Origin of the sequence: Stenotrophomonas sp. GD03680 (assembly GCF_029844625.1) — a bacterium.
Lineage (GTDB): Bacteria > Pseudomonadota > Gammaproteobacteria > Xanthomonadales > Xanthomonadaceae > Stenotrophomonas > Stenotrophomonas maltophilia_P.
This window is the reverse complement of the sequence record NZ_JAOCKC010000021.1, coordinates 23,466-41,313: the sequence shown is the minus strand read 5'-3', so window position 1 is coordinate 41,313 and position 17,848 is coordinate 23,466. Positions and strand designations below refer to the sequence as shown.

At 66.4% G+C, this 17,848-nt stretch carries 21 protein-coding genes; 13 read left to right on the top strand and 8 right to left on the bottom strand.

Annotated elements, in window-relative coordinates; genetic code table 11:
* The first annotated feature begins 266 nt into the window (after window positions 1–266).
* From N5J29_RS16195 to N5J29_RS16170, 6 genes are read left to right on the top strand one after another with little or no spacing between them, the layout of a single operon-like run.
* Entirely contained in the window at window positions 267–743 is a 477-nt protein-coding gene (locus N5J29_RS16195) for a DUF2244 domain-containing protein (protein ID WP_065182572.1), read from the top strand.
* Between the two features lie 11 nt (window positions 744–754).
* The gene (coxB, locus tag N5J29_RS16190; protein WP_053519495.1) at window positions 755–1,702 is read left to right on the top strand and encodes a cytochrome c oxidase subunit II; all 948 of its coding nucleotides are present in this window, start codon (window positions 755–757) and stop codon (window positions 1,700–1,702) included.
* Window positions 1,703–1,761: 59 nt separating this feature from the next.
* Entirely contained in the window at window positions 1,762–3,369 is a 1,608-nt protein-coding gene (gene ctaD / locus N5J29_RS16185; RefSeq protein ID WP_074902089.1) for a cytochrome c oxidase subunit I, read from the top strand.
* Between the two features lie 8 nt (window positions 3,370–3,377).
* The gene (locus N5J29_RS16180) at window positions 3,378–3,584 is read left to right on the top strand and encodes a hypothetical protein (RefSeq protein WP_065182571.1); all 207 of its coding nucleotides are present in this window, start codon (window positions 3,378–3,380) and stop codon (window positions 3,582–3,584) included.
* Entirely contained in the window at window positions 3,581–4,171 is a 591-nt protein-coding gene (locus tag N5J29_RS16175; RefSeq protein WP_053519492.1) for a cytochrome c oxidase assembly protein, read from the top strand. Before N5J29_RS16180 ends, N5J29_RS16175 begins: the two co-directional genes overlap by 4 nt.
* A 13-nt stretch (window positions 4,172–4,184) precedes the next feature.
* Window positions 4,185–5,060 carry a cytochrome c oxidase subunit 3 gene (locus N5J29_RS16170; RefSeq protein ID WP_053519491.1) on the top strand — a complete coding sequence of 292 codons (876 nt, stop codon included), beginning with the start codon at window positions 4,185–4,187 and terminating at the stop codon, window positions 5,058–5,060.
* A gap of 21 nt (window positions 5,061–5,081) precedes the next feature.
* Here the strand turns inward: N5J29_RS16170 and N5J29_RS16165 are convergent, their stop codons facing one another.
* Window positions 5,082–5,300, bottom strand: coding sequence for a twin transmembrane helix small protein (locus N5J29_RS16165; RefSeq protein WP_008264755.1), 219 nt, complete (start codon window positions 5,298–5,300; stop codon window positions 5,082–5,084).
* A 57-nt stretch (window positions 5,301–5,357) separates the two neighbouring features.
* Between N5J29_RS16165 and N5J29_RS16160 the strand changes: the two genes are divergently transcribed.
* From N5J29_RS16160 to cyoE, 4 genes are read left to right on the top strand one after another with little or no spacing between them, the layout of a single operon-like run.
* Window positions 5,358–6,071, top strand: coding sequence for an SURF1 family protein (locus tag N5J29_RS16160; protein WP_065175446.1), 714 nt, complete (start codon window positions 5,358–5,360; stop codon window positions 6,069–6,071).
* A 57-nt stretch (window positions 6,072–6,128) separates the two neighbouring features.
* Window positions 6,129–6,698, top strand: coding sequence for a hypothetical protein (locus N5J29_RS16155; protein ID WP_053519489.1), 570 nt, complete (start codon window positions 6,129–6,131; stop codon window positions 6,696–6,698).
* 10 nt (window positions 6,699–6,708) lie between these two features.
* A complete protein-coding gene (locus N5J29_RS16150) occupies window positions 6,709–7,872 on the top strand; it encodes a COX15/CtaA family protein (RefSeq protein ID WP_053519488.1) in 1,164 nt (387 codons plus the stop codon).
* Window positions 7,873–7,876: 4 nt separating this feature from the next.
* The gene (cyoE, locus tag N5J29_RS16145; RefSeq protein ID WP_053519487.1) at window positions 7,877–8,770 is read left to right on the top strand and encodes a heme o synthase; all 894 of its coding nucleotides are present in this window, start codon (window positions 7,877–7,879) and stop codon (window positions 8,768–8,770) included.
* Window positions 8,771–9,130: 360 nt separating this feature from the next.
* Here the strand turns inward: cyoE and N5J29_RS16140 are convergent, their stop codons facing one another.
* Window positions 9,131–9,427: a hypothetical protein gene (locus N5J29_RS16140; protein ID WP_164151077.1), complete on the bottom strand. Its 297-nt coding sequence runs from the start codon at window positions 9,425–9,427 to the stop codon at window positions 9,131–9,133.
* Between the two features lie 86 nt (window positions 9,428–9,513).
* Between N5J29_RS16140 and N5J29_RS16135 the strand changes: the two genes are divergently transcribed.
* Complete coding sequence (locus tag N5J29_RS16135; RefSeq protein WP_164151075.1) at window positions 9,514–10,257, top strand: hypothetical protein; 744 nt, start codon at window positions 9,514–9,516, stop codon at window positions 10,255–10,257.
* A 96-nt stretch (window positions 10,258–10,353) separates the two neighbouring features.
* Here N5J29_RS16135 and N5J29_RS16130 read toward each other — a convergent pair whose 3' ends face one another.
* The 4 genes from N5J29_RS16130 to N5J29_RS16115 are packed head-to-tail and all read right to left on the bottom strand — an operon-like array spanning window position 10,354 to window position 14,608.
* Window positions 10,354–11,325: a bile acid:sodium symporter family protein gene (locus N5J29_RS16130; RefSeq protein ID WP_065175442.1), complete on the bottom strand. Its 972-nt coding sequence runs from the start codon at window positions 11,323–11,325 to the stop codon at window positions 10,354–10,356.
* Window positions 11,326–11,353: 28 nt separating this feature from the next.
* A complete protein-coding gene (locus N5J29_RS16125; RefSeq protein ID WP_065182568.1) occupies window positions 11,354–11,854 on the bottom strand; it encodes a protein tyrosine phosphatase family protein in 501 nt (166 codons plus the stop codon).
* A 27-nt stretch (window positions 11,855–11,881) separates the two neighbouring features.
* Window positions 11,882–13,621 (bottom strand): DNA primase, encoded by a 1,740-nt coding sequence (dnaG, locus tag N5J29_RS16120; protein WP_053519483.1) that lies wholly within the window; start codon window positions 13,619–13,621, stop codon window positions 11,882–11,884.
* A 60-nt stretch (window positions 13,622–13,681) separates the two neighbouring features.
* Window positions 13,682–14,608 (bottom strand): YihY/virulence factor BrkB family protein, encoded by a 927-nt coding sequence (locus tag N5J29_RS16115; protein ID WP_053519482.1) that lies wholly within the window; start codon window positions 14,606–14,608, stop codon window positions 13,682–13,684.
* Between the two features lie 212 nt (window positions 14,609–14,820).
* Here N5J29_RS16115 and N5J29_RS16110 point away from each other — a divergent pair, with 212 nt between their 5' ends.
* A complete protein-coding gene (locus N5J29_RS16110; protein ID WP_239519760.1) occupies window positions 14,821–15,759 on the top strand; it encodes a hypothetical protein in 939 nt (312 codons plus the stop codon).
* 78 nt (window positions 15,760–15,837) lie between these two features.
* Here N5J29_RS16110 and N5J29_RS16105 read toward each other — a convergent pair whose 3' ends face one another.
* Together N5J29_RS16105 and rpsU are read right to left on the bottom strand one after the other, a co-directional pair.
* Window positions 15,838–16,284, bottom strand: coding sequence for a GatB/YqeY domain-containing protein (locus tag N5J29_RS16105; protein ID WP_053519481.1), 447 nt, complete (start codon window positions 16,282–16,284; stop codon window positions 15,838–15,840).
* Window positions 16,285–16,417: 133 nt separating this feature from the next.
* Entirely contained in the window at window positions 16,418–16,633 is a 216-nt protein-coding gene (rpsU, locus tag N5J29_RS16100; protein ID WP_002808376.1) for a 30S ribosomal protein S21, read from the bottom strand.
* Window positions 16,634–16,800: 167 nt separating this feature from the next.
* Here rpsU and tsaD point away from each other — a divergent pair, with 167 nt between their 5' ends.
* Window positions 16,801–17,826: a tRNA (adenosine(37)-N6)-threonylcarbamoyltransferase complex transferase subunit TsaD gene (gene tsaD / locus N5J29_RS16095; RefSeq protein WP_164151073.1), complete on the top strand. Its 1,026-nt coding sequence runs from the start codon at window positions 16,801–16,803 to the stop codon at window positions 17,824–17,826.
* Window positions 17,827–17,848: the final 22 nt, after the last annotated feature.

Below are 17,848 nucleotides of genomic sequence, written 5' to 3'. Positions count from 1 at the left end.
CGGCCAATGGAAAACTTGGCGATTTTAATCATTTTTGCGCCCTCCGGAAGTGCCCCGCGGCCGCCTTCGTGAATGCTGATAGCCCCTAACGGCGGTGGATTCAGCGTGTTCAGCAAGCGCGACACTATTTGTGCTGAATTCGTCATTTGCGGCGCCGGGCGAATGCTGTATTGCAGCATGGCAAAAAGTGTGAATGCACCCTTGCTACCGGTGAGACGGCGGGGCTACCATCGAGACGTTTCCCGCGGCAGGAACGCGGTTGCGACATGATCGAGGTGCTTCCAGCTCCAGATGGGTCAGGTACGCAGCTGCGGCTGCGTCCCCCACGGGCGCTCGATGCCCGGCAGTTCGTCCTGTTGTTCACCGTGTTGTCGGGAGCGATGTGGCTGGTCTCCGCCCTGGGGTGGTTGGCCGGCAATGCATTCGCCCCCCTGTTCGCGCTGCTGTACAGCCTGTTGCTGGCAGCCGCGTTACGTGCCCTGTGGCGCAGCGGCGAACGGCAGGAGGAAATCCGGGTAGTGCCGGCGTATGTGGAGGTCATCCCCGTACCCGGTGGATTGCCGGTGTTCCGGGCTCACCCGCATTGGGTGCGCCTGCTCGCCGACGATGAGAGGGTCCGGCTTGCGTCCAGCGGCCGGCAGGTGGAGGTGGGGAGTTTCCTCGCGCCGGCCGAACGTCAGACGCTCGCAGAGACACTTGAAGGCTTGCTCGCCGCCAGCGATGGCGGCAACCGACGACGCTAAGGGTCTAGGCAATGAAGCAAAGCAGCAGGTGGGGCACGAAGTGCGTTGCAATGGCCGCCGCAGTGGTGGCCGGGGGATGGGTTCCGGCGATGGCATGGGCCCAGGCGGCCGATCCCAAGCCGTGGCAGCTGAACATGGGCAAGGGGGTAACCCAGACCTCGCGCCTGGCCTGGGAGTCGAACAATCTCTCGCTGATCGTCTGCACGGTGATCGGCGTGATCGTGTTCGGGGCGATGGCCTACGCCATCTTCAAGTTCCGCAAATCCAAGGGGGCGGTCGCAGCCACCTTCAGCCACAACACCAAGGCCGAGATCATCTGGACGGTGATCCCGGTGATCATCCTGGTGGTGATGGCATGGCCGGCCACGGCCAACCTGATCAAGATGTACGACACCCGCGATGCCGAGATGACGGTGAAGGTCACCGGCTACCAGTGGATGTGGAAGTACGAGTACCTGGGCGAGAACGTCACCTTCACCAGCCGCCTGGACCGCGAGTCGGACCGCATGCGGCAGAGTGGCAAGGTGCCGACGCGCGAGAGCCATCCCCACTACCTGCTGGATGTCGACAACCGGCTGGTGCTGCCGGTCGATACCAAGGTCCGTTTCGTCATCACCTCCGACGACGTGATCCACGCCTGGTGGGTGCCGGCGCTGGGCTGGAAGCAGGATGCCATTCCCGGCTTCATCAACGAGGCCTGGACCAGCATCGAGCAGCCGGGCGTCTATCGCGGGCAGTGCGCTGAACTGTGCGGCAAGGACCACGGATTCATGCCGATCGTGGTCGAGGCCGTATCCAAGGAGGAGTTCAGGCAGTGGCTGGCGCAGCGCAAGCCGGCACCGCCGGCCGCAGCCCCGGCCGAACCGGCTGCGCCTGCGGCGGAGACGCCTGCCGCGCCGGCCGAACCTGCCGCCGCCGAAGCGGGTGCCGCCCCTGCCACCGCGGCCAGCGGCGCGTGATGTAAATCCCGCGGCCGCCTGCGGCCGTGGCGACAACCGATTCTGAGAGGTGTTTTGCAATGGCGCACTCGGCAGTTGGGCACGACGATCACCACCACCACCCGGGTTTCTTCGAGCGTTGGTTCTTCTCGACCAACCACAAGGACATCGGCACCCTGTATCTGCTTTTCAGCTTCATCATGTTCATCATCGGCGCGGCGATGAGCGTGATCATCCGCGCCGAGCTGATGCAGCCGGGCCTGCAGTTCGTCAGGCCGGAAACCTTCAACCAGCTCACCACCGTGCACGCACTGGTGATGATCTTCGGCGGAGTGATGCCGGCCTTCGTCGGCCTGGCCAACTGGATGGTGCCGTTGCAGATCGGTGCGCCGGACATGGCCCTGCCACGCATGAACAACTGGTCGTTCTGGCTGCTGCCGGTGGCCTTCAGCCTGCTGCTGCTCACCTTCCTGCTGCCCGGAGGTGCGCCGGCCGGTGGCTGGACGCTGTATCCGCCGCTGTCGCTGCAGGGCGGCTACAACGTGGCCTTCACTGTGTTCGCCATCCACGTGGCCGGCATCAGTTCGATCATGGGCGCGATCAACATCATCGCCACCGTGCTCAACATGCGCGCGCCGGGCATCGACCTGCTGAAGATGCCGATCTTCTGCTGGGCCTGGCTGATCACCGCCTTCCTGCTGATCGCGGTGATGCCGGTGCTGGCCGGTGCGGTGACCATGCTGCTGACCGACAAGTTCTTCGGCACCAGCTTCTTCAACGCCGCCGGTGGCGGTGACCCGGTGATGTTCCAGCACATCTTCTGGTTCTTCGGCCACCCCGAGGTGTACATCATGATCCTGCCCGCCTTCGGCGTGGTCAGCGAGATCATTCCCACCTTCAGCCGCAAGCCCCTGTTCGGCTACCAGGCGATGGTGTACGCCACGGCTGCGATCGCCTTCCTGTCGTTCATCGTCTGGGCCCACCACATGTTCACCGTGGGCATGCCGCTGGGCGGCGAGATCTACTTCATGTTCGCCACCATGCTGATCTCGATCCCGACCGGCGTGAAGGTCTTCAACTGGGTCAGCACGATGTGGCGTGGCTCGCTGACGTTCGAGGCGCCGATGCTGTGGTCGGTGGCCTTCGTCATCCTGTTCACCATTGGCGGCTTCTCCGGTCTGATGCTGGCCATCGTCGCCGCCGACTTCCAGTACCACGATACCTACTTCGTCGTTGCCCACTTCCACTACGTGCTGGTGACCGGTGCAGTGTTCGCGCTGATTGCCGCGGTGTACTACTGGTGGCCGAAGTGGACCGGTCGCATGTACAGCGAGAAGTGGGCCAAGGTGCACTTCTGGTGGTCGATCGTGTTCGTCAACCTGCTGTTCTTCCCGCAGCACTTCCTCGGCCTGGCCGGGATGCCGCGCCGTATTCCCGATTACAGTGTGGCGTTCGCCGACTGGAACCTGATCAGCTCGATCGGCGCATTCGGCATGTTCGTCACGCCCTTCATGATGGCGGCGATCCTGCTGTCCTCGCTGCGCAATGGCGAGAAGGCGGCCGATCGGTCCTGGGAAGGTGCGCGTGGCCTGGAGTGGACGCTGCCGTCGCCGGCACCGGCCCACACCTTCACCACCCCGCCGACCCTGCGCCCGGGCGATCTGGCGCATGACGACATCACGCATTGAGGTGGGGCATGCATAACGAGAGCCCGCTCCAGACCTGTAGAGCCGAGCCCGGCTCGGCTGTCGAAAAGCAGCCGGGCAGGGCCCGGCTGTACGGTGGCGAGACTCAGGGCATCGAACAGCAGCGCCGGCGTGCCCGGCGCACGGCAGTCGTGGTGGGCGCCATCGCCGTACTGGTCTATGCCACCTTCATTCTCAGCGGGGTGATCGGACGATGAGCCCGACACCGGCCAGCACACCGTCGCCCAGCGCCGGCCTGCCGCGCCTGATCGGCGTTGCCGTGGCCGTGTTCCTGCTGACCTTCTCGCTGGTGCCGCTGTATCGCATCGCGTGCGAGAAGGTGTTCGGCGTGCGCCTGGAGCGCGGCCCGGGCAGCGAGGCCAGCGTGGGGGCTGCCACCGCAAAGCGCACCGTGCGGGTGGAGTTCGATGGCGGGGTCAATTCGCGGCTGCCATGGGCATTCCATCCCGAGCAGCTGACCATGGACGTGGTGCCCGGTGAGTTGAACGAGGCGCTGTACTACGCCCGCAATGACGGCCCACAGGCGATCGTCGGCAGTGCGGTGCCCTCGGTCGCGCCAGCACGTGCCTCCGGATTCTTCAGCAAGACCGAGTGCTTCTGTTTCACCGCGCAGACGCTGCAGGCCGGCGAGAAGCGCGACATGCCGGTGCGCTTCATCGTCGATCCGGATCTGCCGCCGGAAATCAAGACGATCACCCTGTCCTACACCTTCTACCGCAACGACGCGCTGTCCGATCGGCTGGCTCCGGCCGCCACCTCGGAAGGCGCGCACGCCGCTCCCTGACCCGGATAACGACATGGCCCAGACACCGACCGACGCCAACGTGTACTTTGTCCCGGCCCAGAGCAAATGGCCATTCGTGGGCTCCATCGCGATGATGGTGACCATGGTGGGCGTGGCCAGCTGGCTCAACGATGCCAGCTGGGGGCGCTGGACGTTCTACATCGGCATCGCGATGCTGGTGCTGACCCTGTTCTGGTGGTTCAGCGACGTGGTGCGCGAATCGCAGGCCGGCAACTACAACCGCCAGGTCGATGGTTCGTTCCGGATGGGCATGGTCTGGTTCATCTTCTCCGAGGTGATGTTCTTCGGCGCATTCTTCGGCGCACTGTTCTACACCCGCCACCTGGGCCTGTCCTGGCTCAGCGGCGAGGGACGCGGGGTGATGACCAACGAGCTGCTGTGGCAGGGCTACTCCGCGGGGTGGCCTACCAACGGCCCGGCGGCGATCGGCGGGGCCTTCCAGACCATTCCGGCCTGGGGCCTGCCGTTGATCAATACGCTGATCCTGCTGACTTCCGGCGTGACGCTCACCATCGCCCACCATGCGCTGAAGGCCGGGCACCGTCGCCAGCTGCTGGTCTGGCTGGGCCTGACCGTGGCGCTGGGCCTGGGCTTCCTTGCCCTGCAGGCGGAGGAGTACATCCACGCCTACAAGGAGCTGAACCTGACGCTCGGCTCGGGCATCTACGGGTCGACGTTCTTCATGCTGACCGGTTTCCACGGTGCGCACGTGCTGCTGGGCACGATCATGCTGATCGTGATGTGGCTGCGCTCGGCGAAGGGGCATTTCACCCGCGACAACCATTTCGCGTTCGAAGCCGCTGCGTGGTACTGGCACTTCGTCGACGTGGTGTGGCTGATGCTGTTCCTGTTCGTCTACGTGCTGTAAGCGCCGATGCCGGTGGCGTGCTCAGCCACCGATGCCGTGCGGTTTGATCCAGCCCATGTAGATGCTCACGATCACCAGTACGATCAACGCCACCGACACCGCGATGCGGCGCGTCAGTGCGTTGACCGTGCGCTTGGTCTGGCCCCGGTCGACCAGCAGGTAGTACAGCCCGGCGCCCAGGTTCCAGACGATGACGATCAGAAACGCGATCACCAGCAGGGTCTTCAGCGAATCACTCATGCGCGGCTCGAGGGCAGGGTGGATGTGCCTATCTGACCGCGTTTGCGCGGACTTGTCATGATGCGCCAGCACACGCGGGTGATCGGCTGGTTGCTGGCGCTGGTGGCGATCACGGGATTCACCGCGCTGGGCCTGTGGCAGTTGCAGCGCATGCATGCAAAGCAGGCCATGCTGGATGCGCAGGGCCCCGCTGCGGCGCAGGCACTCCCGCTGGCGCAGGCACTGGCGGCGCCGGGCGCGCTGCATGGCGTGGCCGACCATGGCCGCTTCCTGCCGGGCGTGGTGCTGCTGGACAACCAGACCCGGCACGGCCGGGCCGGGGTGAAGATCTATCGCCCCTTCCGCAGCGACGGCGGCAGCGTGCTGCTGGTCGACCTCGGCTGGCGCGCGCTGCCCGCCGACCGCACGCTCCCCGACCTGCCGCCGCCGCCTTCGCCGGTGGCCGTGCGCGGGCTGCTGGCGCCGCCGCCGTCGGCAGGGTTGGCGCTGGGCCCGGCGTTCTCTGCAACCGGTGAGGCGCAGCGCTGGCTGGCCAGCCGGCTGCCTGCCGAGGGCCTGGCGACGGCGCTGGGGCTGCCTGCACTGCCGGAGCGCGTGCTGCGGCTTGATCCGGCGCTGCCCTTCGGTGATGAACGCGACCTCGATCTGCTGCCGAACACGCTGCCCCCGCAGCGCCACCTGGGTTACGCCGTGCAATGGTTCGGCCTGGCGCTGACCGTGCTGGTGGTTGCGCTGGTGCTGGAAGGGCGCAGCAGGCGCGTTCCACGATAGCGCGGGCCCGACTTCGGGCGCCCGGCATCCCCTGTCCAACCATGAGAAAATGCCCGCATGAACACTGCTACATCCCCGCAGGCGCGCGGTTCCGGTCGCCGGACCCTGGTGTTGTTGTTCGCCGTGTTCTTCGGGGCAATGGCGCTGGCGGCCGTGCTGCGCTTCTCCGGATGGCAGCCTACCGGCCACCGCAACAGTGGACAGCTGCTCAAACCCCCGGTGGACCTGCGCCAGCAGCCACCGACCCTGGCCGACGGCACGGCCTATCCCTGGAATCCGGAGGCGCGCACCTGGCGCCTGCTGGTGGCACCGGCCGGTGCCTGCGACGCGCAGTGCGTCACTTTGTCGCAGGGGCTGGGCAAGGTGTGGCAGCTGTTCGGCCATAACGCCGATAATGTCGAGATCCTGTGGCTGGGTCCGCCACCGGCGTCGATCGCCTCGCTGCCCGCGCTGCGGCCGCTGGCACCGTCGCCAGCGCTGCGCGCGGCCCTGCCCGGCGTCGACGATCCGGCTGGCCTGCCGGTCTACGTGATCGATCCGAACGGCTTCGTGATCATGCGCCATGCCCCGGGCAGCGACCTCGGGGGCCTGCGCAAGGACATGGCCACGTTGCTGAAACTGAAGTGAGTCCTGTTTGATGAGCCTTTCCGCGCGTCCGGCGCTGCACCGCAATTTCCACCGCCTGGCGTGGTTCGCCATGATCATGACCGCGAGCACGATCATGTTCGGTGCCTTCGTCCGTCTGTCCGATGCGGGGCTGAGCTGCCCGGACTGGCCGACCTGCTATGGCCGCGCGACCTGGCCGCAGCACATCGAGGAGACGGTTGGCCACCCGGCCGCCGATATCCGTCCGCTGGAAACGCACAAGGCCTGGCGCGAGCAGGTTCACCGCTTCCTGGCCGGCGCGCTGGGCATCGAGATCCTGACCCTGGCCCTGCTGGCCACGCGCAGGCGCCGGTTCGGAACCACGGCGGTCGTCACCGCCTGCGTGCTGGTGGCTGCCGGCATACCGTTGTACATGATGGGCTGGCATGCAACGGCCAGTGCCCTGGCCCTGAGTGGTGAGGCGATACTGCTGATTGCCGCCTTGCGCTGGAACAACATCGATCTGGCGCGCGCGGCGGTACTGACCCTGGCGGTGGTGATCTTCCAGGCCCTGCTGGGCATGTGGACGGTGACGCTGCTGCTGAAGCCGATCGTGGTGATGGGCCACCTGCTGGGCGGCATGCTGATGTTCGGCCTGCTGGTGTGGCTGGCGTGGCGGGCCACGCATCTGCCGATCACGCTGGCCGAGGCGCCCAGGCTGAAGTGGCTGCTGCGTGCCGCCGTGGTCGTGCTGGTCACCCAGATCGCACTGGGCGGCTGGGTCAGTGCCAACTATGCGGCGCTGGCCTGCGGCGGCGGCAGCGCCTCGCTGGACAACTTCCCACGCTGTGCCAACCAGTGGTGGCCGCAGCACAACTTCGTCGAAGGCTTCACCCTGTGGCGTGGCATCGGCGTGGACTACGAAGGGGGCGTGCTCGATGGCGCCTCGCGCATCGCCATCCAGCTGGCGCATCGCCTGTTCGCCATCGTGGTGGCTGCCTACCTGCTGTGGCTGGGCGTGCGTCTGTTCCGCCTGCCGAGCATGCGGGGCTGGGCGACTGCGCTGATCGTGTTGCTGGTGCTGCAGGTCACCCTCGGCATCCTCAACGTGAAGCTGGCGCTGCCGCTGGAAGTGGCGGTGGCGCACAACGGCGTGGCCGTTGCCCTGTTGTTCGTGCTGGTCAGCCTGCTGGCCCGCCTGCGTGCCCCGGACTGATCCGATGTTCTCCAATTACCGCCAGTACTGGGACCTGACCAAGCCCAAGGTCGTCGCCCTGATCGTGTTCACCGCCCTGGTGGGCATGGTCCTGGCCATTCCAGGCGTGCCCAGCTGGGAACAGGTACGCGCGGGCCTGCTCGGCTTCCTCGGCATCTGGCTGGCGGCCTCGGCTGCGGCTGCGATCAACCAGCTGCTGGATGCGCACATCGATGCGCAGATGGCGCGCACCTCGTGGCGGCCGCTGGTGGTCGGCAAGGTCAAGCCGTGGCAGGTGCTGGTGTTCGCCGGCGCGCTGATCGTGCTGTCGATGACGATCCTGGTGCTGTGGGTGAACGTGATCACCGCCGTGCTGACCTTCGCTTCGCTGATCGGTTATGCGGTGATCTATACGGTCTACCTCAAGCGTGCGACCTCGCAGAACATCGTCATCGGTGGTCTGGCCGGCGCGATGCCACCGATGCTGGGCTGGGCCGCCGTCACCGGAATGCAGGGCTCTTCGGACTGGGCGTACTCGTCGCTGCTGGTGCTGATCATCTTCATCTGGACGCCGCCGCATTTCTGGGCGCTGGCGATCTTCCGCCGCGAGGACTACGCCAAGGCGAAGATCCCGATGCTGCCGGTGACCCACGGCGTGGTGCATACCCGCAGGCAGATCATGGTGTATTCGGTGGTGCTGGCCCTGGTCTGCCTGCTGCCCTATCTGGTGGGCATGAGCGGACCGTTCTACCTGGGCGGTGCGATCGTGCTCAACGCGGTGTTCCTCTGGTATGCGTGGCGCATGCTGGATCCGCCGGATGAGCTGTTCTCGATGAAGATGTTCCAGTACTCCATCGTCTATCTGATGGCGCTGTTCGCCTTCCTGCTGATCGACCACTGGATCCTGCCCTGGTTGTAACGGGCGCCTGCCGCCGGGCATGGCCCGGCGCTACCGTATCCCAGGGAAAGGCGGGCGCATCAGCCGGATGCATGACGGCCGTCGCAGGGAGGACATGCTTGACCTGATCGAGGCGGCACGCGTGCTGCGCAGCCACGCCGTGCGTGGACGGTCTTCCACAGAACTCCGTGCGTTCAATGTCGGCTTCCGCTCGCCGGAGGCGGCACTTTGCCAACCCGCCGAGCCGCTACGGTGTAGGGATCTGCCGCGCTGCTGACTCACCGCGGGCAGTGGATCACAGATACGGATGGATCCGGCAGGCGGGATGGTCGAATGTGGATACACAGGATTTGCGAGATCAATCGCAATTCTGTGGAGCAATCAATGAGATGCCATGTTTCTCTGCCCATCGTCCTCTGTGCTGCGCTTGCGTGCTTGGCCGGCAATGCAACAGCAGAAGTAAAAGCACTGAGTCGGGCCAACTGCATTGGATTCGTCAATGAATCCGTTACCTACGAACGGCCCCAGTTCCGCAACTTCCAGGGCTCTGCCGCATCCAGGCATATCCCGCTTGGAAACATCGAGCCGAAGCATGTCCTTGCTGCTCCCAACAATGGACTGTACTCCTGGCGCTTCTACGCAGGCGATGGCACCGATCCGGAACGGATGGTTGTTCATGGTTACCACACATGGGGGCTGGGCGGGCGTGTATTCACCCAGTCCACGAGCGCAGTCGATTGCCAACTTTCGGAGTGGTGAGCATCATGAAAAGCGTTTGCTTTCTTGCAACCTCACTGCTGATGTCGATGTCGGCCCAGGCATCGCAGACCGATGCAGCTCCTGATCCGGTGGGACGTTGGCTGCACCAACGTGCCATGCAAGCTGCAATGCAGGAGGCCTCGACGACGAGAGGGTCGTTCGTAGGCGCTGGCAGCTACCAGATCGTGCGGCTGGCAGACCTGGATGCCCCCGAAGCGGTGAAGCATCAGCTTCGCGCGGATATGGACCGGTCAGCAGGTGTGGTGCAGGTTGCAGAAGGGGACATCCCAACGCGGGCCGAACTGCTGGCTGCGTTGCCCCGCCGATATCGCTCGGCGTCGGAACTACGCCAGCGCCTGCCGCAGCCCCCCAGCAGCCTGGAAGCAAGCCTCCTGGGACCGGCAGAGCTGATCGGTATGGAGCCCAGTGGCGCTCTGGATGGAGGCAGGTCCTCGGGGCTGAGCCGTTTCTTCCAGCTGGAAGGCATCGGCGTCGTGGAGTTCAGCGAGAACAACTTCCTCGCTGCGGGCACGCATATCGAGGTCATTGCCGAGGCGCAGAACACAACAGTGAAAGGCGCGCTCGCGCACTTGAAGAAGAGCATTGACAGTGCTGGCCGCACCCGCGTCGAGCTTGTCTGGACGGGAGACAGCAAGACCTTCAGCCTGATCGCAACCGGGGAGCGCGGCACCGACGTGGAGCGTAGCGCCCGATTGCTGCACGACATCGCTGCCGCCATCGTGGATTAGCGACGGCGCGAGGGGCGTCCACACGTGGCGTGGCATCAGCCGAGCATGGGCTCTGCTCTGCAGTAGTTCCACGCCATGTGTGGATGAATTTCCGGGTCAGGAGCTGCGCCGTGCGTAGCGCTGCGCGATCACGCCGCAGACGATCAGCTGGATCTGGTGGTAGATCATCACCGGCAGCACGATGGCACCGAGGCTGCCCCCGGCGAACAGCACCTTGGCGATCGGCACGCCAGTGGCCAGGCTCTTCTTGGAGCCGCAGAACACGATGGCGATCTCGTCCTCGCGGTTGAAGTGCAGGCGACGGGCGATGAAGGTGATCAGCGGCATGGCGATACCGAGCAGGACGGCAGCTACCACGGCCACTGCCAGCAGCGACAGCACAGGGGTCTTGCTCCAGAGCCCTTCGGTGACGGCTTCGCCGAACGCCGAATACACGACCAGCAGGATGGTGGCCTGGTCGGTGTAGCGCAGCAGCGCGCGCTGCTTCTCGACCCAGCCGGCGATCCACGGGCGCAGCAGGTGGCCGGCCACGAACGGCACCAGCAGCTGCAGCATGATGCCGCCGATCGCATGCAGCGGGTCATGCACACCGCCGGAGGTGCCGGCCAGCGCGGTCAACAGCAGCGGCGTGAGGAACACACCGAGGATGCTCGACAGCGATGCGCTGCAGACGGCCGCCGGCACATTGCCGCGCGCCATCGAGGTGAAGGCGATGGACGACTGTACGGTGGAGGGCAGGGTGCACAGGAACAGCACGCCCAGGTACAGCTCCGGGGTCAACAGCCAGCCCGACAGCGGCTTGAACATCAGGCCCAGCATCGGAAACAGCAGGAAGGTGCAGGCGAGAATGGTCAGATGCAGGCGCCAGTGCAGCATGCCGCCGATGATCGATTCGCGCGGCAGGCGCGCCCCGTGCAGGAAGAACAGCGCGGCGATGGCGACCGTGGTGACATCGTCCAGGACGATGGCGGCGGCGCCCTTCATCGGCAGCAGCGACGCCAGGCCGACCGTGCACAGCAGGGCCAGGGTGAAGTTGTCCGGTCGCAGGCGCGACCACCAGCGGGTCATGGGGGGCAGACTCCTTGGTGTGGAGGGTTCAGGGCGAGGTGACCGGTGTGGCCAGACGCTGGCGGGTGGCCGCTTCCAACGACTTCAGGCCGGCGCGCTGGCCCAGCTGAAGCGCCTGTTCCGGGCTGGCATGTTCGTAGCGTGCATTGACCAGGCCGAGCACGGCACCGGCGCGGTTGCCGGACGCGCAGTGCAGCAGCACCGGCCCCTGGCTCTGCTGCAGGGCCTGGTGCACGGCGCGCACATTGGCCGCATCCAGGCCCTCGGCGCCGGCCACCGGGATGCGCACATAGCGCAGGCCCAGCGATTCGGCCGCGCGGGTTTCATCGAAACCACGGTCCTCGTCGGGCTGGCGCAGGTCGATCACGGTGCGTACGCCTTGCGCAGCCAGTTCGCGCAGGTGTGCCGCACTGGGCTGGCCGCCGGCATACAGGCCGGGGCGGACTTCATTGAGCGGGGCATCTGCGGCCAAGGCCGCCAGCGGCAGGCAGAGGGACAGCAACAGCAGGCAGGTCAGGCGCAGCAGCATGGTCCTCTCCGTTAAAACGTTCCGCCGCTACCGGCCCAGGCTGGCGCGGGCCTTGAGCAGCTCGCGCAGTTCGTACTTGTCAGTATCGTCCAGTCCCTGCTGCCGCTGCTTTGCCAACAGCTCTTCCAGACGTTGCTGCAACAGTTGTTTCTCCAGCTGGGCCACGGCGTCGTGCAGTTCCTGGGTCCAGATCGCTTCGCTGCCGGGCAGGGTCTGGGCGGCCAGCGTGTGCAGCGAGGCCTGTTCCTCACGCCCGTCGAAATGCTCCAGCAGCGCGCCGGTGCTGATATCGGGACGCTGTTCGACCAGCGCCAGCAGCTCCAGCAGCAGCTCCACACCCGGCAGGCGCAGGCCCTGGAAGTGATGCTTGCCGCCCAGGGTCAGCGCCAGCGACGGCTGCTGCAGCAGCACGGCGATCGCACCCCGCACCAGGCTGCGCTTGGCCACCGGCTGGATCGACCGTGCCGGAGGGCGCTGCGGCATCGCCGTGCGGGTATTCTGCGTGGCCGCACCGAGCCCGGTCAGCTGCGCCAGCTGCTGCTTCATCAGGTCACCGAACGCGCCATCGGGAATCTGCGCCAGCATCGGCCTGGCCCGCTCGGCCAGGCGTGCCCGGCCGTCCAGCGTGCCCATGTTGATCTCGCGGGTCAGCTCGTCGAAGAAGAACTGCGATAGCGGCGTGGCCTGCTTCAGGCGTTCGTTGAAGGCCTCAGCGCCTTCCTTGCGCACGATGGTGTCCGGGTCCTCGCCGTCGGGCAGGAACAGGAAGAAGGCCTGGCGGCCGTCCTTCATGCGCGGCAGCACCGACTCCAGTGCCTTCCAGCCGGCGCGGCGGCCGGCGGCATCGCCATCGAAGCAGAAGAACACGTCCGGTGCGTTTCGGAACAGCAGCTCGGCATGGTCGGGCGTGGTCGCGGTGCCCAGCGTCGCCACCGCCTGGGTGACGCCGAACTGGAACAGCGAGACCACGTCCATGTAACCCTCGACCACGATCAGCCGCTCGATCTTCTGGTTCGCCTGGCGCACCTGCCACAGGCCGTACAGTTCGCGGCCCTTGTGGAACAGCGCGGTTTCGGGCGAATTGAGGTACTTGGGACCGTCGTCCTTCTCGAACACCCGGCCACCGAAGGCGATCACCCGTCCACGGCGGTCGAAGATCGGGAACATCACCCGGTCGCGGAACTTGTCGTAGACGTGCCCCCGGTCGTTCTTGGAGAACAGGCCGGCACGGTCGAGCAGCTTCATCCGCCGCTCGTCCTTGCCCAGCGCATCGCGCAGGCCGCTGTAGCCGTCGGGCGCATAGCCGATCTGGAAGCGGGCGCGGTTCTGTTCGTCCACGCCACGGCCGTCAAGGTAGGCGCGGGCCTTGTCGCTGCCCTCCAGGTTCTTCTGGAAGAAGCGCGCCGCTGCATCCAGTGCCGAATAGAGTTCGCGGCTGTCGTCCTGCTGCTGGGCGCTGCGCGGGTTCTCGCTGCGTGGCACGTCCATGCCGGCGCGCTTGGCCAGCTCATCCACCGCGTCGAGGAACTCGAGGCGGTCGTAGTTCATCAGGAAGCTGATTGCGGTGCCGTGCGCACCGCAGCCGAAGCAGTGATAGAACTGCTTGGTCGGCGAGACGGTGAACGAGGCCGAGCGCTCGTCATGGAACGGGCAGCGTGCCGCGTACTCCTTGCCCTGTCGCTTCAACGGCACGCGGCTGCCCACCACCTCGACGATGTCGGTGCGGGCCAGCAGGTCGTCGATGAAAGCGTCGGGGATACGGGCCATGGGCAGCAGGGCAGGGCGCGGCCGCCGGGGCGCGCAGCAGGGGCGGCAGGTCCCCCTAGTTTACTCGCTGGCGATGGTCGGGCCGGCCTGTTGTTCGCTGCTGCCGCCGGCGCTGGCGGCAGCCCGCTGTGCCCGGGCACTCAGGCGCTCGTCGATCACCGCGGTCATCAGGGCGCCGACGAAGAACACCGCGGTAGCGTAGTAGATCCAGACCAGCGCGATCACCAGGGCGCCCATCGAACCGTAGGCGCTGCCGGGTGCCACGGTGGCGATGTAGACGCCGATGCCGTAGCGCCCCAGGGCGAACAGGAGCGAGGTGATGGCCCCGCCGATGAAGGCCTGGCGCCAGGCCACGCGACGGTCGGGCAGATAGTGGTAGAGGAAGGCGAAGGCCAGCGTGTACAGCAGCAGCGTGGTCACGTAACCGATGGCCGGCAACACCGATGGCAGCTGCGCGAATACCACCTGCAGGGCGGTGGTGGCGGTCATCGACAGGATCAGCAGGAAGCCCAGCGCCAGCACCACGCCGAAGGAGAACACGCGCTTGCGCAGCCAGGCCTGGACGCCTTCCAGGCGCTGGCCGCTGGTATGGAAGATGCGGTTGAGTGCGTTCTGCAGCTGTGCGAACACGGCGGTGGCGCCGACGAACAGCAGCAGGGTGCTCCACAACCCGGCCAGCGAGCCCATGCTCGGCTGGCTGTTGGCGTTGTGCAGCACGGTATCGGCCACGCTGGCCACGCTGCTGCCGGCCACCGAGCCGATCTGGCTGATCAGCGCCTGCTGCGCGGGCGGGTACAGCGAGGCGGTCAACCACAGCAGCAGCACCAGCAACGGCGCCATCGACAGCAGGGAATAGAACGAAACCGATGCGGCCTGGGTCAGGACGTCGATTTCGACGAAGCGCTTGGCCACGGCCATCGGGAAGCTGTCCTGCAGCTTCTCCAGGCGCGATCGGACGATGGGCAGGAAGGTGCGGGGATGCGGCATCTACGGCGTCGGCTGGAGCGGTACAGGCTTGCTTTTCTAGCAGATGCCGGCGTTGCGGCAGGTGAAGTGGAAGCGCGGTCGCAGAATGCAGCGAAGTCCGCGTTATCCTTCTGCCCGGACCGAGGGCGCGCTGGGGCTGCCGCCGCGGTATCCGGGCCCACCGCCGGTGTGCGGGGCCACGACAATCCAACTTCTCTGCAAAAGGACGCGTTATGAAAGGGATGGTCTGCACCACGATGGTGTTGCTGCTGGCGACGAGCGGTTCGGCCGCTGCGGCGTCCACGGCCTGCGAAAAGGCCTTCAAGACGGTAGGGGATCCGCGCAATGGCGCGATGTACATGGCCGACCTGACGGTGCCCGGTCTGAAGGTGCAGAGTGCACTGGACCAGCTTCGCAAGATCGGTGCCGATGACCAGTTCGAGGTGGGCGGCCAGCTGGTGGAAGGCGATACCGGCAACCAGTACCTGATCCAGACCAAGGGCCTGCGCACGCCGCTGGTGCTGATCGGCACCGCCGACCGCAGCGGCCGGGTCACCCTGGCCACCAAGCTGGCCCGCGGCCAGACCATCGCCCAGGAGGATGCCCGCAAGTCGATGTGCGACATGCTCGACAAGCTCAAGGGGGGCAGCCAGGGGGACGCGCTGGCTGCCGCCGCGCGCGCGCAGTATCCGACTTCCGTGGCGGAGGAGGTGACCGCGCCGGACCTGTCCAAGAAGATGGGCAAGGAGGTGCGCGATACGATGGCGGCCTACAACGCTGCGGGCAGCTTCAAGGACCTGCTGCTGGGCACCACCACCAACAAGGAAGATCTGGGCGACCGTTCGGCCACCTTCCTGCCGGTGTATGCCAAGTACATCGGTCGCCGCTACCGGATCGACGGCCAGATCTACACGGTCAACTCGAACAGCTACTCCAGCCGTCCGGGTGAGGTCGGATCGATCAACTACCTGGTGACGCCGACCCGTGGCCTGTTGCGGATCCGCCAGAATGACACCTTCAACAACAACAACTACACCATCCGTTGCGAATTCGCTCCGGACCAGGCGGCCAACTTCGCCATGCTGCGCGAGCGCGACTGGGCCAAGCTGGAAGGCGAGGTCAGCGCGGTGGAGGGCAGTTCCATGACCCTGCGCAACTGCCGCCAGGTGTAAGCGCTGGCCTGGCCGCTGCAGCAATGACAAGGCCCGCGTGAAGCGGGCCTTGTCGTGTCCGGCAGGGGCGGTGGCGGATCAGCCAGCCAGGGCCTGCTTGACCAGCCTGGACACCACGCCCATGTCGGCCTGACCGGCGAGCCTGGGCTTCAGCGCCCCCATCAGCTTGCCCATGTCGGCCGGGCCGGTGGCACCGGTTTCGGCAATGGCGGCCTGGATGGCGGCGGCGATCTCGGCCTCACCCATCTTGGCGGGCAGGTAGGCCTCGATGACCACGATCTCGGCACGCTCGATCGCGGCCAGGTCTTCACGGTTGGCCGCTTCGTACTGGCTGACCGAGTCCTTGCGCTGCTTGACCATCTTGTCCAGCACGGCGATCACGGCGGTGTCGTCGAGCTCGATACGCTCGTCCACTTCCTTCTGCTTGATCGCGGCGTTGATCAGGCGGATCACGCCCAGCTTGTCCTTCTCGCCCGCCTTCATGGCGGCCTTCATGTCATCGGTGAGCTGCTGCTTCATGCTCATGGGAGACCTCGTGGTGGTAGTGGGGCAGGGCGGTTGCCCGGGCCCGGAAACGCAAAAAGCCGGCGACGCTCGCGCGTGCCGGCTTCGGCTTCACCGCGGAAGGACGAACCCGCCGCAATGAAGATGCGTCCGATCAGTACAGGCGCTGACGCTTGGTGACGTCGCGCGACGAGCGGCGCAGCTGACGCTTCACAGCAGCGGCGGCCTTGCGCTTGCGCTCCTGGGTCGGCTTTTCGTAGAACTCGCGCTTGCGGGTTTCGGCCAGCACACCGGCCTTTTCGCAAGTGCGCTTGAAGCGGCGAAGAGCAAACTCGAAGGGCTCGTTCTCGCGGACTTTGACGCTGGGCATGGAATCTCCGGGACACAGTAGAACCGGGTCACGCCCGGCGAGCCGCACATTATAGCGGCGGATCAACAAACTGCAAGCACGCAAGCCTGAATGCGGGCCAGCAATACGGATGCAGTGGGATCTGCACGTCACCCCGAGGGGGCGGCAGGGGCGTCATAATAGCAGGCATGCGAGTCCTTGGCATCGAATCTTCCTGTGATGAGACCGGCGTGGCGGTGTACGACACCGACCTGACCGGCAGCGCGGCCCTGCGCGCCCATGCGGTCTACAGCCAGATCGCCCTGCACGCCGAGTACGGCGGTGTGGTGCCCGAGCTGGCCAGCCGTGACCACGTGCGCAAGCTGCTGCCGCTGGTCCGGCAGACCCTGGCCGAGGCGGGCCTGGGCGTGGACGACATCGATGGCGTGGCTTATACCGCTGGCCCCGGGTTGGTCGGTGCGCTGCTGGTCGGTGCCGGGGTGGCCCGTGCCCTGGCCTGGGCACTGGAGGTGCCGGCCGTGGGCGTGCACCACATGGAAGGGCACCTGCTGGCGCCCTTGATGGAGGACGATCCGCCGCAGGCCCCGTTCGTGGCCCTGCTGGTGTCCGGTGGCCACACCCAGCTGGTGGCGGTCGATGCCATTGGCCGCTACCGCCTGCTGGGCGAGACCCTGGACGATGCGGCCGGCGAAGCCTTCGACAAGACGGCCAAACTGATGGGGCTGCCCTATCCCGGCGGCCCGCAGCTGGCCAAGCTGGCCGAACAGGGCACCCCGGGGGTCTACCGTTTCGCGCGGCCGATGACCGATCGCCCGGGTCTGGATTTCAGCTTCTCCGGCCTGAAGACCCAGGTGCTGATGGCCTGGCGTGACAGCGACCAGAGCGACCAGACCCGCGCCGACATCGCGCGCGGTTTCGAGGATGCGGTGGTGGAGACCCTGTCGATCAAGTGCGAACGCGCGCTGGAAGCAGCCGGCACCAATGTGATCGTGGTGGCCGGCGGTGTCGGTGCCAATACGCGGCTGCGTGCCCGCCTGCAGCAGATGGCCGAACGCCTCGGGGGGCGTGCCTGCTTCCCGCGGCCGGCGCTGTGCACCGACAACGGCGCGATGATCGCTTTCGCCGGCGCCCTGCGCCTGCAGGCCGGGCAGCACAACCCGCCGAACGTTGACGTGACCCCGCGCTGGGACATGGCGACGCTGCCCGCGGTGTGACCCGCGGCGCACCCATCCACAC